Origin of the sequence: Streptomyces spongiicola (assembly GCF_003122365.1) — a bacterium.
GTDB lineage: Bacteria > Actinomycetota > Actinomycetes > Streptomycetales > Streptomycetaceae > Streptomyces > Streptomyces spongiicola.
Genome location: NZ_CP029254.1, coordinates 215148 through 228259 on the forward strand (window position 1 = coordinate 215148; position 13112 = coordinate 228259).

A 13112-nucleotide genomic window follows, 5' to 3' on the forward strand; every position below is an offset into this window, starting at 1 on the left:
CGCTGCCCCGAGCCGCTGTACGGGCCGGAGTTCGCGGCGGATCCCGCCGCCGCCTACCGGCGCATGCGGCGGACCGGGCCGACGGCGCCGGTCGAGTTGTCGCCCGGGGTGCGGGCCACACTCGTCACCGGCTACGACGCCGCGCTCCATGTGCTGCGCAGCTCCGAGACGTTCTCGAAGGACTCGCGCCGCTGGCGTGACATGGCCGACGGCACCGTGCCGGCCGACTGCCCGGTCGCCCCGATGATGGCCTACCGGCCGAACGCCCTGCTGACCGACGGACCGGAGCACCGCCGTCTGCGCCAGGCGATCACGGACAGCCTGGGTGGCGTGGAGCCGCACGCGCTGCGCGGCTATGTGGAGCAGAGCGCCGACGCGCTCATCGACCGGTTCGCCGCCGCAGGTGAGGCCGACCTGCTCGCCGGGTACGCCCAGCCCCTGCCCCTGCTGGTGCTCAACCAGATGTTCGGCTGCCCGCCCGAGTACGGTGAGCGGCTGGTCGAGGGCATGGCCGGCATCTTCGAACTCGTCGACGCCGAGAAGGCGAACGAACTCCTCACCCGGACCGTGGGCGCCCTGATCGCGCTGAAGCGCGAGAAGCCGGGGCGGGACGTCACCTCCCGGCTCATCGCCCATCCCGCGCGGCTGACGGACGAGGAGCTCGTCCACACCCTGGTCCTCCTGATAGGCGCCGGTACGGAGCCCGAACAGAACCTGATCGCCAACAGCCTGCGCCTGCTGCTGTCCGACGACCGGTTCGCGGGCAGTCTGTCGGGAGGCAGCCTGCCCGTGGAGGACGCCCTCGACGAGGTGCTGTGGACCGACCCTCCCATGGCCAACTACGCCGTGCACTTCCCCGTGCACGACGTCCTGTACGAGGGGACCCTGCTCAGGGAGGGGCACCCGCTCGTCATCAGCTTCGCCGCGGCGAACACCGACCCCGCCCTGGCACCGGAGCAGCACCCGGGCAACCGCGCCCATCTCGCGTGGAGCGCCGGCCCGCACTCCTGTCCGGCGCAGGGCGCGGCCCGGCTGATCGCGGCGGTGGCCGTGGAGAAGCTCCTGGACCGCCTGCCCGACATGGAACTCGCCGTCCCGGTGCAGGACCTCGAGTGGCGGCCGGGGCCGTTCCACCGCGCGCTCGCCGCCCTGCCCGTCTCCTTCCAGCCCGCCACCTTCCAGTCCGCCCCGTTCCCGTCCACCGGTGTCACCCGCGCCGCCGCGGACGGGCTGGGCACGGCGGACGGGCGGCCCGCGGGCGACGAGGCGTCGGCGTCCGCGGACCGGCGCGACCAGGCGCCGCCCGGGGGGCGGCGCGGCGCACCGGCGGCCGCGGCGCCGGCGAGCGGCTGGGCCCGGCTGCTCGCCTGGTGGCGGGGGGAGTGATCAGAACAGGCGGACCGGCAGGGACCGGTGCCCGTGGGAGATGAACGACTCCACGGGCAGCAGTTCCTCCGGCGGCCCGGCGAGTGCGAGCCCGGGGAAGCGGTCGAAGAGCGCGGGGATCGCGACCCGGGCCTCCAGCCGCCCGAGGGGGGCACCGAGGCAGTGGTGCGCACCGTAGCCGAAGGCCAGGTGCTCCTTGTCGGTCCGGGTGACGTCGAAGCGGTCGGCGTCCTCGCCGTGGCGCCCGGCATCACGCCCGGCGGCGGCGTAGGCGGCGAGGATGGCCTCCCCCGCGTGGATCACCATGCCCCGCGGTCCGCCGAGTTCACCGAGTTCGATGTCCTCCACGGCGTACCGCAGCGGCAGATTGGCCACGGGTGCGTCCGCCCGCAGGCTCTCCTCGATGGCGTCGTCCCAGGTGGCACGGCCCTCGCGGACAAGGGCGAGCTGATCGGGGTGGGTGAGCAGGGCGTGCGCCGCGTTGTCGATGAGGTTGACGGTGGTCTCGTGACCGGCGCCGATCATGAGTACCAGGGTGTCGAGCAGCTCCTGCTCGCTCAGCCGGGCGGCGCCCTCCTCTTCTCGCGCCGCGATGAGGCCGGTGGTCAGGTCGTCTCCGGGTGACTCCCGCTTGGCCGCGACGAGTTCCCCCAGCACCTGGTAGAGACGGGCGTAGGTGGCGGTGACCTCGTCGGGCTCCGCGGAGGTGTGGAACAGGCCGTCCACGACCTCGCGCAGGTCGACCGCCTTGTCGCTCGGCAGGCCGAACAGTTCGCTGATCACCTGGATGGGCAGCGGGTAGCAGAACTCCTCACGCAGGTCCACCACCTCGCCCCGGCTCCCCACCTCGGCGACCCGGTCCAGCAGCTGCTCCGTGATCTGCTCGATGCGGGGGCGCAGCGCGGCCGTGCGTCGCGCGGTGAAGGCCCGCGACACCAGGCCGCGCAGCCGCCGGTGCTCCCCGCCGTAGGCGGTGAACATGTTCTGCACGGCGACCCAGGTGAACAGCGGCCAGTCCGGGGGGATCTCCCCGTTGATCCAGGCCGGCCAGTGCTGTCGCGGGTCCTTGGACACCCGTGCGTCGGTGAGCAGCCGTTTGAGGAGAGCGGGACTGCTGACCGCCAACGCCTGCACGGCACCGGGGAGTTCGACACGCGCCACCGGGCCTCTCTCACGCATCCGGGCGCCTTCGCCATGGATGTCCCGGCCTGCCGGGTCTAACACGAACGGGCACTGGTCTCGCATCGGGCGCCTCCCCTACTCGGCCTCTCGTACGTTCGGTGACGCTACTCCCCCGTAGGGCAGTCGGCCGAGAGTGCTGACCACCGCCTGCGCACCGGGACAAGGCCCTTGCGCGCAGCGGCAATTCGCCGGGGCGGCGGACCCCGCGGCCGGCGCGGCAGCGGGCCGCGCCGGCCGCGAGGGCCGGGAGGCGGGGCCGGGTGCCCCGGTGGGCCGGGGCGCCCGCCGGGGCGCGGCGCGGCCGGGCCGGCGGAATCGGACCGCCGGAGCCGGGTCACCGGACCGGGCCCGGTATCAGGCCACCGGCACCGGGTAGGTCGGGTACTCGACCCCGGAGACGTGCTGGACGACGCGGATCACCTGGCACGAGTAGCCGAACTCGTTGTCGTACCAGAGGTAGAGGATCGCGCTGTCGCCGTCGACCTTGGTGGCCCCGGCGTCGACGATCGACGCGTGGCGCGAGCCGATGAAGTCGTTGGAGACCGCGTCGGGGGCGGTGACGAAGTCGATCTGGCGCTTGAGCGGCGAGGTCAGCGACACGTTGCGGAGGTGTTCCAGCACTTCCTCGCGGGTGGTCTCGCGGCCGAGCCGCAGGCTGAGGATCGCGATCGAGACGTCCGGGACGGGGACGCGGATCGAGCTGCCGGTGATCGGCGCCTTGAGGTCGGGCAGCGCCTTGGCCACGGCGGAGGCGGCGCCGGTCTCGGTGATGACCATGTTGAGCGGCGCGGAGCGGCCGCGGCGGTCGGCCTTGTGGTAGTTGTCCAGCAGGTTCTGGTCGTTGGTGAACGAGTGGACGGTCTCCACGTGGCCGCGCAGCACGCCGTACTCGTCGGCCATGGCCTTCAGCGGCGGGACGATGGCGTTGGTGGTGCAGGAAGCGCAGGAGATGATCTGCTCGTCCGGCTTGATCATGTCGTGGTTGACGCCGTGCACGATGTTGGGGACGTCGCCCTTGCCCGGAGCGGTCAGGACGACCTTCTCGATACCGGGGCGCAGATGCGTCGACAGGCCCTCGCGGTCGCGCCACTTGCCCGTGTTGTCGATGAGGATGGCGTCCCTGATGCCGTAGGCCGTGTAGTCGACCTCCGACGGGTCGCCGGCGTAGATGACCTTGATCTCGTTGCCGTTGGCGACGATCGTGCTGTTCGCCTCGTCGACGGTGATGGTGCCCTGGAACTGGCCGTGGATCGAGTCCCGGCGCAGCAGCGACGCACGCTTGACGATGTCCTGGTCACCGCCCCGGCGGACGACGATGGCCCGCAGCCGCAGGCCGTTGCCGGAACCGGCCTTCTCGATGAGCAGCCGGGCGACGAGCCGGCCGATGCGGCCGAAGCCGTAGAGCACGACGTCACGCGGTTCGCGGCACTCGATCTTGTTGGCGCCGGTGGCGCCCGCGACGGCCTCCGCGGTGAACTCCGCCACCGGGAGACCGCGGTCGTCCGCCCGGTGGGTGGCGGCGAGCATGCCGATGTCGATCTGGGAGGGCCCGAGATCGAGCGTGGCGAGGGCCTGCAGGAACGGCATCGTCTCGGTGACCGAGAGTTCCTCGCCGGCGATCTGGCGGGCGAACCTATGGGTCTTGAGGATGCTGACCACCGACTTGTTCACCAGGGAGCGGCTGTGAAGCAGGACGGTGACATCCCGCTCACGGTGCAGCTTCCCGATGATCGGGATCATCGACTCCGCGATCTCCTCGCGACGCTTCCAGTTTGTGAACGAGTCCTCATTGACAGTCACAGATTTATCTTTCGAGCTAGGCGGTGCTCATATGCTAACCCGCCCGTCATTCGATCCTTCAGGGGGGCCGCTCGGGCGTTCGGGGCCGCGCCTCCACTCGCCGCAGCCACGGGACCGGCGGCACGGCACCGGCGCGGCGGGCGGCACGGCACGGCACGAGGCGCCGGACGGCACCGGCGGGACGGCACGGGGGCACCGCGGGCCGGGCGGGACGGCACAAGGCGCCGGGACGGGGCACGGCCGTCGGGACGGGCGGGACGGCACAAGGCGCCGGGACGGGGCACGGCCGTCGGGAGCAGGTGAGCCCTTCCGGCCCCGGCACGGGGGCCGGGGCAGGCCTTAGGCTTGCGCATAGGGGCACCCGGTTCCACGGGAACCATGTGGGCCCGGCAGGACGAGCCTTGTCCGGCGGGACCGCATCGCCCTCGGCTCGGGCAGGCCACCGGGCCGCGAACCACGAGAGGCGCTCCGACCGGAGTACGAGGCCCTCCGCAGATCGGAGTTCCGCGGAGCGAGAAGACGATCATGAGCGACAGCATGGCGGACGCCGTCTACCAGCCGACCGGCTCCAACGAGGAGCAGGGGGACGCGGCCCATCTGGACCTCGAGGACGCGCTGGACGAGCCGGACTACGACCAGATACTCGACCAGGGCTACTCTCCGCCGGAGCGGCCGCTCGGCGTGGACCGGGTGGGGACGACGGCGGCCGAGCAGCGCGAGGGCGAGTCGCTCGACCGGCGGCTGGCAGTGGAACTCCCCGACGTCGCGGCGGACGACTGGGACGGCATCGGCGACCTGCCCGGTGGTGCGGGCGAGCCGATCGACGACGAGGTCGGCAGTGTGCGGGCCGGGCGGCTGGTGGCCCCCGACGAGGGAACCCGCCCGGACACCGACAAACAGCTCTTCGCCAGTGATGTGGGCATCGACGCCGGTGCCGCCGGAGCCGAGGAGGCGGCGGTGCACGTCGTGGTCGACGAGGAACGCGGCGAACCACCCGGCGCCGGGCCCTGGCAGTGAGGCCGCGCACCGGGCCCTGACGGGGGGAGGCCGCGCGCCGGGGACGCTCCCCGGCGGGCGGAAGGTGTGCCGTCCGCAAAGCGGGGCAAGCGGACGGCCGGGGACGGGAACGGCGCGTTCCGTACCGGGATTCCCGTACTCCCACGGGAACATGCCGAGGTGAGGAGCACTGGTGAGCGAGCGCGTGTGGGCCTGCGTACCGACCAGCGGACACAACCGCGACGACGACCTGACGGGTTATCGGGTGGAGGCGACCGACGGCAGCGTCGGCAGGGTCGACAAGCACTCCGACGAGGTCGGCTCCCAGTACACCGTCGTCGACACCGGCACATGGATCTTCGGCAGGGAGGTCCTGCTGCCCGCCGGCACCATCACGGCCGTGGACCACGACGAGAGGCGGATCATCGTGTCCCGCACCGGGGACGAGATCAGGGCCGCGCCGGAGTTCGACGAGGACGGGCACCGCGGCGACCCGGCCTACCGCGACCGACTCGGCGGCTACTACGGCTCCGGCCACTGAGCCGCCGGGCGGTGCCGGCGGCCGGGCACGCCCCCGTGCGAGGCGGCGTGCCCGGCGAGCCGTGCGCGAACCGGCCCGCGCACGGGCCCCGGAGGCACGAGAGAGGAGAACGCGCCCATGTACCGGCAGAGTGACGACGCCTCCGCTTCCCCTTCCCCACGGGCCGCCGGGGGGAGCGGGCCGGGCGGTCCGCACGGCCCGCGCACACCGAAGAGACCCGGCTCTCCGGCGACGGCGACCACCGGAGGGGACACCGCGCTGCTCAGGGGCCTGCGGGTCGACGACGCCCGCCCCGAACAGCCGATCCTGCTCGACGGCGACGGCACGCCCATCGACACCTGGCGCGAGAACCACCCCTACGACCACAAGCTGAGCCGCAAGAGCTACGAGCGCCGGAAGCGGGTGCTGCAGATCGAGCTGCTGAAGCTGCAGAAGTGGGTACGGGAGAACGGCGTGCGCATGGTCGTCGTGTGCGAGGGGCGCGACGCGGCGGGCAAGGGCGGCACGATCAAGCGCTTCACCGAACGCCTCAACCCCCGCGGCGCCCGGGTGGTGGCGCTGGACAAGCCCACCGAACGGGAGTCGGGGCAGTGGTACTTCCAGCGGTATGTACCTCATCTCCCCGCCGCCGGTGAGATGGTCTTCTTCGACCGCTCCTGGTACAACCGGGCCGGCGTGGAGCGGGTCATGGGCTTCTGCACCTCCGGGCAGTACCGGCACTTCCTCGCCCAGACGCCGGTCTTCGAGAAGCTGCTGACGGACGACGGCGTCGTGCTGGTGAAGTTCTGGTTCTCGGTGTCCCGCAACGAGCAGCGCACCCGTTTCGCGATCCGCCGGGTCGACCCCGTACGCCGCTGGAAGCTCTCCCCCACCGACCTCGCGTCGCTGGACCGCTGGGACGACTACACCCGGGCCAAGGTCGAGATGTTCCGGGAGACCGACACGCCCCACGCACCGTGGACCGTGGTGAAGAACAACGACAAACGGCGCGGCCGGCTGGAGGCCATCCGCCATCTGCTGCTCCGCGCCGACTACACGGACAAGGACCCGGAAGCCGTCGGGAAGCCGGACCCGCTGATCATCGGTGCCGCGGCCACCCTCCTGGAACGCGGCGAGGAGCCGGCGGACCTCACCCCCACCCCCCTGGCGCCCCACGACGACGGGCCCGGCAGCCATCCCGGGCGGCGGTGACCCGCCCGGCCGTCCCCGTTCCCGTTCCCGTTCCCGTCCCCCCGGAGGACGGCCCTCGACGGGACCGCCCTCCGGGGGTGCGGCCCGCGGTGCGGGCCCCGCGCTAGAGGAACCGCCGGATCGGGGCGACCGAAGCCTCCTTGACCCGCTGGACGGCGGCGCGCCGCCGCCAGCGGGCGGGATCGATGTCCGCGCTGCGTCGGGCGTCCTCGTCGAAGTCGGCGTCGAGGACCGCGGTGAAGGACTCGTCGAGGACGGCGAGCATGATCTCCTCGTCGTGGTCCATCGAGCGCCGGTTGAAGTTGGTGGACCCGATCAGGGACGCCACCGAGTCCACCGTGATGATCTTGGCGTGCATCATGGTGGGCTGGTACTGCCGGATGCTCACACCCGCCTCGAGCAGCGTCGTGTAGTGGTGCTGCCCCGCGAGCCGGCAGGCGCGCTGGTCGGTGTGCGGGCCGGGGAGCAGGATCTCCACCCGCACACCGCGGCGCGCGGTGCGGCACAGCAGGTCGACGAAGAACGCGTCGGGCGCGAAGTAGGCGGTCGTCAGGCGGAAGCGCTGCTCGGCGGAGGTGAGCATGACCCGGATCAGCGTCTGCATGTCCTGCCACCCGATGCTCGCCGAGCCGCGGACCACCTGCACCACGGAACCGCCGCAGCGGGGCTGCTCGGCGAACCGGTCGTGCTCGTCGTACAACTCGTCGTGGCACTCGGCCCAGTTCTGGGCGAACGCCGCCGCGACACCGTCCACCGCGGGTCCCCGGACCTGGACGTGGGTGTCGCGCCACTCCCCCGGTTCGCGGGCGTCTCCGCACCACTCCTGGGCGATACCCACTCCACCGGTGAACGCCGTCTGCTCGTCCACGATCAGGGCCTTGCGGTGGCAGCGGTGGTTCTGCTTGAACGGCGACAGCCACACGGGCTTGCGGAACCAGGCGATCCGCACGCCCGCGCCGTCCATGGTGTCGAGGAGTTCCTGTTCGATCTCCTTCGCCCCGAAGCCGTCGAGCAGCAGCCGCACACGCACCCCGGCACGCGCCCGCTCGGCGAGTTCGCCGGCGAAGTCGCGGGCGATCTGCCCGCGCCAGTAGACGAACGTCATCATGTCGACGGAGTGCTCCGCCGATCGGATCGCGTCCAGCATGGCCGGGAATATCTCGTTCCCGTTGCGCAGTGGTATCAACTCGTTGCCCTCGGTGGCCGCCACGCCGATCAGCCGCTCGAGTCTGCGTCGCAGCCGCTGCACGGCGGCCGTGGCGGGGGCGGCGGCTGCGCGCGGAGCGGCGGCGGGAGCCGTGGCCCCGGCCGGGGCAGAGGCTGAGGCTGAGGCTGAGGCTGAGGCAGAGGCTGAGGCTGAGGCCGGGGCAGGGCGTACGGCGTCATCGGGAGTCACGGCGTCTCCTGGCGGCGGGGTTCGGCGCTGTCGTCGTCTCCGGCGCGGAGGCGGCGACCGGCGGGGCAGGTCCGCAGCGGGATCGGCAGCGCGGTGCGGCAGGGCTTAGATCGCACTTTATCGAAGGGCCGGCCTGGGCTGCGAGCGCGGGACCAGCGCACATCGCCCCTGCCGGGGGTGTGGGCCGCGGTGCCCCGGGGCACGGTGCCGCGCCGCGATGCCGGTACGCAGTGCCGGTACGCGGACTCGGGACGGCCAGGCGGTGCCCGGGCCCGCGACGGCCAGGCGGAGCGCGGGCCCGCGACGGCCAGGCGGTGCCCGGCGTCCACGAGGGTGCCAGGCGCCGTCGGGGGCGACCCGGCGAGGTGTCGCGGACCGATCGCGGGGTGTCCGTCGCCGAGTGCGTCCGGCGCACCCAGGGCGGAGTCGACCGGTCAGCGGCGCCGGTCAGACCGCCCCGGGGCCGGGCTGCTCCGCCTCGTACGGCCGGGGGGCTCGGCCCGGCGGCGCGGCAGGAGCCGCGGACGGCGTCGCCGCCGGGCGTGCCGGGGGCCCTGCGGGACCGCGAACAACCGGTCCTCCAGACGGTCCATGGCGATGAGCAGGAGCAGCATCGCGGGAGGTGTGAGCACGGCGGTGAGAATCATGGGCGTCCCCTCGTGGCGTGCTGCTCGCATTGCCGCGGCAGCGCGCGCGGAACGCCCGCGTCGGTGAAGTTTCTGTGACCGCTCCGGGGCGGGGCGCCCGAACCGCCCGGCATTCCTCCCGGGACCGGACGGCGCGCCCGCGGATCGGGTGCCGGGGCGGGTGAACGCGGCACCACCGCGGTGGGGGCGGATCGGCACAGGAGAGCCGGGAACAGCTCGGCAGGAAGCCGGGAACGGTCGCGGCTCGGCGCCTCAGGGGGCCGCGGCTCCAGGGGCCGACGGCCGGGAACGGGAGGCCGGGAACGGGAACGGAGGCCGGGCGCCGGAGTACCTGGGACCGCAAACCCCGAACCCCAAACCCCAAACCGCAAACCGGAAGCCCGGGTGCCGGGGCAGCGCCGCGAGGCCCGGGCAGGACCCCAACCTCCGTGTTTGCCGAGGTCGTCGGCGGGCCGTGGGGCCTCCAGGTCGCCTGCTCCGGACTATTGACTCTTTGTGTGACAGTCGCGATCCTCATCGCACGCTTGTACAGGTCATGACAGGGGATCTCCGTGGAAGGTCCCGGCCCCGGACGGACTCGGCCCCTGCCCCGTCCGCTCAGCGAAGGCTTGGGTGATGACGATGAAACGGCACACGCGTCGCCGCCGCGGCCCGCTCGCGGTGGTGACACTGCTCCTCACCGCGCTGGCCCTGGTACTCGGCACGGCTCCGGGGTCCTCCGCGGAGTCCGGATGGTGGGTCCCGGACGCCCGGCCCGCACCCGACTCCCGGATCGACGTCTCGGGCGAGCCCTTCAAGGGCACCGGCCCGGACGGAGAGGTGCGCGGCTTCGTCGACGCACACAACCACATCATGTCGAACGAGGCGTTCGGCGGACGGCTCATCTGCGGAAAGGCCTTCTCCGAGAAGGGCATCGCCGATGCCCTCAAGGACTGCCCGGAGCACTACCCCGACGGTTCCCTCGCGGTGTTCGACTTCATCACCAAGGGCGGCGACGGGCGCCACGACCCCGACGGCTGGCCGACGTTCAAGGACTGGCCGGCCCATGACTCGCTCACCCACCAGCAGAACTACTACGCCTGGATCGAGCGGGCCTGGCGCGGCGGGCAGCGCGTCCTCGTCAACGACCTGGTCACCAACGGCGTGATCTGCTCGGTGTACTTCTTCAAGGACCGCAGCTGCGACGAGATGACCTCCATCCGCCTGCAGGCGCGGAAGACGTACGAGATGCAGGAGTACATCGACGGCGTCTACGGCGGACCGGGCAAGGGCTTCTTCCGGATCGTCACCGACTCCGCGCAGGCCCGGCAGGTGATCGAGCAGGGCAAACTGGCCGTGGTCCTCGGCGTGGAGACCTCCGAGCCGTTCGGCTGCAAGCAGGTCCTGGACATCCCGAAGTGCGGGAAGGACGACATCGACCGCGGTCTCGACGAACTCCACGAGCTCGGCGTGCGGAGCATGTTCCTCTGCCACAAGTTCGACAACGCGCTGTGCGGGGTCCGGTTCGACTCGGGCACGCAGGGCACCGCGATCAACGTCGGCCAGTTCATCTCCACCGGCACCTTCTGGAAGACGGAGAAGTGCACCGGACCGCAGCGCGACAACCCCATCGGCCTCGCCGCGGCCCCCGGCGCCGAGAAGGAACTCCCGCCGGGCGTGAAGGTGCCGTCGTACGCCCCGGACGCGCAGTGCAACACCCGGGGGCTCACCGATCTCGGCGAGTACGCCCTGCGCGGCATGATGAAGCGCAAGATGATGCTCGAGATCGACCATATGAGCGTCAAGGCCGCCGGCCGGGCGTTCGACATCCTGGAGGCCGAGTCGTACCCCGGCGTGATCTCCTCGCACAGCTGGATGGACCTCGACTGGACCGAGCGGGTGTACCGGCTCGGCGGGTTCGTCGCCCAGTACATGCACGGCTCCGAGCACTTCAGCGCCGAGGCCGAGCGCACGGACGCGCTGCGCGAGAAGTACGGCGTCGGATACGGCTACGGCAGCGACATGAACGGCGTCGGCGGCTGGCCGGGGCCGCGGGGCGCCGACACCCCCGACCCGGTGCGCTACCCCTTCCGCAGCGCCGACGGCGGTTCCGTCCTCGACCGGCAGACCACCGGCGAGCGCACCTGGGACATCAACACCGACGGGGCCGCGCACTACGGCCTGATCCCCGACTGGCTGGAGGACGTGCGGATCGTCGGCGGTCAGGGCGTCGTGGACGACCTCTTCAAGGGCGCGGAGTCCTACCTCGGCACCTGGGGCGCGTCCGAGCGGCACCGGGCCGGGGTGAACCTCGCCGCGGGTGCGGCGGCGTCCGCCAGTTCGACGGAGTGGAGCCTCTTCACGAGCTACGCGCCCGGCAGGGCCGTCGACGGGAAGGCGGACACCCGCTGGGCCAGCGCCTGGAGCGACGGCCAGTGGCTCCGGATCGATCTCGGCGCACCGTCCCTGGTCGCACGGGTCACCCTGGAATGGGAACGCGCCCACGCCAAGGCCTACCGCGTCGAGGTGTCGTCGGACGGCACGAACTGGCGGCCGGTGTGGTCCACGACGGCCGGTGACGGCGGCCTGGACACGGCCCGGTTCGACGGGACGACGGCCCGCCATGTGCGGATCCAGGGCCTGGAGCGCGGCACCGGGTGGGGCTACTCCCTGTACGAGGTCGGCGTCTACAGCAGCTGAGCCGCCTGCGGAGCGAGCCGCCGGCCGGGGCCGCCCGGATCTGCTGATCCGGGCGGCCCCGGCCGGCTGCCCCGCGCTCCCACCCGACAGCTCATTTTTCATATTTTCCCATACATTGGGGACTATGCCGGTTCCCCATCACCGCACGCGGGGACGCCGCGGGCACGGCGGAAGGACACCGTGGACGCGGGGCCGTACGGCCCGCGCCCTGGCCGCCGCGACCGCCGCCGCCTCGCTCGCCGCCCTCCCCGCCTGCGGAACGGCCGGAGAGGCGGGCGAGGGCGCCGGTGACTCCTCGGGCGAGGGCGGCTTCACGATCGGGCTGCTGCTCCCGGACGTCCACACCACCCGCTGGGCGGCCTCCGACAAACCCCTCATCCAGGCGAAGGTCAGGGAACTCTGCCCCGACTGCAAGCTGCTGCACGCCTACGCATCCGCCGACGTGGACACCCAGCAGCAGCAGATCGAGTCCATGATCGCGAAGGGGGCCAGGGTCCTGATCCTCGACCCCGTCGACGACAAGGCGCTGCGTTCGTCGGTCGCGCGGGCACGGGACGCGAACGTGCCGGTGGTCTCGTACGACCGCCTGGCCGACGGGCCCGTCTCGGGGTACTCCGGCTACGACTCGGAAGAGATCGGCAGGATCCAGGCACAGGAGCTCCTCAAGGCCATGGGGCCCAAGGCCCGCGGCGGCGAGATCGTGATGATGAACGGCGATCCCACCGATCCCAACACCCGGGACCTGCGCAGGGGCGCCCTCTCCGTACTCGAGGGCAAGGTGGAGATCGCCAAGTCCTACTACACCGGAGGGTGGATTCCGGAGAACGCCTTCCGGAACATGTCCGCGGCCATCGCGGAGCTCGGCCCGGACCGCATCGACGGCGTGCTGTCGGCCAACGACGGGCTGGCGGGCGGCATCGTCACCGCGCTGAAGGCGGCCGGGGTCGAGCAGCTGCCGCCCGTGACCGGGCAGGACGCCGACCTGTCCGCCGTCCGCAGGATCGTCAAGGGCGAGCAGTACATGACCGTCCACAAGTCCTTCGAGGCGGAGGCCGAGGCCGCCGCCAGGATGGCGGTCGCCCTGGGCCGCGGCGAGAAGCTCGACGGCATCGCCGGGGACCGCGTGAGCAACGGCACCAACGACGACATCCCCGCGGTCCTCGGGCCCCTCGTGGCCGTGACCGCGGCCAACGTCAAGGACACGGTGGTCAAGAGCGGGCTCTACGGCGTCGGCCAGATCTGCACCCCGGCGCTGGAGGCCGCCTGCCGCAAGGCGGGACTCACCGGGTAGCCG

At 72.3% G+C, this 13112-nt stretch carries 10 protein-coding genes; 6 read left to right on the forward strand and 4 right to left on the reverse strand.

Annotation, left to right across the window (positions count from 1 at the left end):
• Window positions 1–63 precede the first annotated feature (63 nt).
• Window positions 64–1386 carry a cytochrome P450 gene (locus DDQ41_RS00855; RefSeq protein WP_394342172.1) on the forward strand — a complete coding sequence of 441 codons (1323 nt, stop codon included), beginning with the start codon at window positions 64–66 and terminating at the stop codon, window positions 1384–1386.
• On the opposite strand, the gene DDQ41_RS00860 is transcribed toward DDQ41_RS00855, so the two are convergent.
• Window positions 1387–2565, reverse strand: a complete 1179-nt coding sequence (locus DDQ41_RS00860; RefSeq protein WP_262508319.1) for a cytochrome P450 family protein — start codon at window positions 2563–2565, stop codon at window positions 1387–1389.
• A 357-nt stretch (window positions 2566–2922) separates the two neighbouring features.
• Entirely contained in the window at window positions 2923–4368 is a 1446-nt protein-coding gene (locus tag DDQ41_RS00870) for a glyceraldehyde-3-phosphate dehydrogenase (RefSeq protein WP_109292713.1), read from the reverse strand.
• Window positions 4369–4893: 525 nt separating this feature from the next.
• Between DDQ41_RS00870 and DDQ41_RS00875 the strand changes: the two genes are divergently transcribed.
• From DDQ41_RS00875 to ppk2, 3 genes are all read left to right on the forward strand, one after another.
• Entirely contained in the window at window positions 4894–5385 is a 492-nt protein-coding gene (locus tag DDQ41_RS00875; protein ID WP_109292714.1) for a DUF5709 domain-containing protein, read from the forward strand.
• A 172-nt stretch (window positions 5386–5557) separates the two neighbouring features.
• Window positions 5558–5905 carry a ribosome maturation factor RimM gene (locus tag DDQ41_RS00880; protein WP_109292715.1) on the forward strand — a complete coding sequence of 116 codons (348 nt, stop codon included), beginning with the start codon at window positions 5558–5560 and terminating at the stop codon, window positions 5903–5905.
• A 117-nt stretch (window positions 5906–6022) separates the two neighbouring features.
• Window positions 6023–7096, forward strand: coding sequence for a polyphosphate kinase 2 (gene ppk2 / locus DDQ41_RS00885; protein WP_109292716.1), 1074 nt, complete (start codon window positions 6023–6025; stop codon window positions 7094–7096).
• A 103-nt stretch (window positions 7097–7199) separates the two neighbouring features.
• Here the strand turns inward: ppk2 and DDQ41_RS00890 are convergent, their stop codons facing one another.
• Together DDQ41_RS00890 and DDQ41_RS00895 are read right to left on the reverse strand one after the other, a co-directional pair.
• On the reverse strand, window positions 7200–8345 hold the full coding sequence (locus DDQ41_RS00890) for a phospholipase D-like domain-containing protein (RefSeq protein WP_109292717.1): 1146 nt from the start codon (window positions 8343–8345) through the stop codon (window positions 7200–7202).
• Between the two features lie 581 nt (window positions 8346–8926).
• Window positions 8927–9139 carry a hypothetical protein gene (locus DDQ41_RS00895; RefSeq protein WP_109292718.1) on the reverse strand — a complete coding sequence of 71 codons (213 nt, stop codon included), beginning with the start codon at window positions 9137–9139 and terminating at the stop codon, window positions 8927–8929.
• A gap of 615 nt (window positions 9140–9754) precedes the next feature.
• Here DDQ41_RS00895 and DDQ41_RS00900 point away from each other — a divergent pair.
• Both DDQ41_RS00900 and DDQ41_RS00905 read left to right on the forward strand, forming a co-directional pair.
• On the forward strand, window positions 9755–11818 hold the full coding sequence (locus DDQ41_RS00900; RefSeq protein ID WP_172607774.1) for a discoidin domain-containing protein: 2064 nt from the start codon (window positions 9755–9757) through the stop codon (window positions 11816–11818).
• A gap of 124 nt (window positions 11819–11942) precedes the next feature.
• The gene (locus DDQ41_RS00905; protein ID WP_109292720.1) at window positions 11943–13109 is read left to right on the forward strand and encodes a sugar ABC transporter substrate-binding protein; all 1167 of its coding nucleotides are present in this window, start codon (window positions 11943–11945) and stop codon (window positions 13107–13109) included.
• Window positions 13110–13112 lie beyond the last annotated feature (3 nt).

Coding starts and splice junctions, on each gene's coding strand:
- DDQ41_RS00855 (WP_394342172.1), top strand. CDS start 64: ATGCGGCGGACCGGGCCGACGGCGCCGGTCGAGTTGTCGCCCGGGGTG.
- DDQ41_RS00860 (WP_262508319.1), bottom strand. CDS start 2,565: ATGCGTGAGAGAGGCCCGGTGGCGCGTGTCGAACTCCCCGGTGCCGTG.
- DDQ41_RS00875 (WP_109292714.1), top strand. CDS start 4,894: ATGAGCGACAGCATGGCGGACGCCGTCTACCAGCCGACCGGCTCCAAC.
- ppk2 (WP_109292716.1), top strand. CDS start 6,023: ATGTACCGGCAGAGTGACGACGCCTCCGCTTCCCCTTCCCCACGGGCC.
- DDQ41_RS00895 (WP_109292718.1), bottom strand. CDS start 9,139: ATGATTCTCACCGCCGTGCTCACACCTCCCGCGATGCTGCTCCTGCTC.
- DDQ41_RS00900 (WP_172607774.1), top strand. CDS start 9,755: ATGACGATGAAACGGCACACGCGTCGCCGCCGCGGCCCGCTCGCGGTG.
- DDQ41_RS00905 (WP_109292720.1), top strand. CDS start 11,943: ATGCCGGTTCCCCATCACCGCACGCGGGGACGCCGCGGGCACGGCGGA.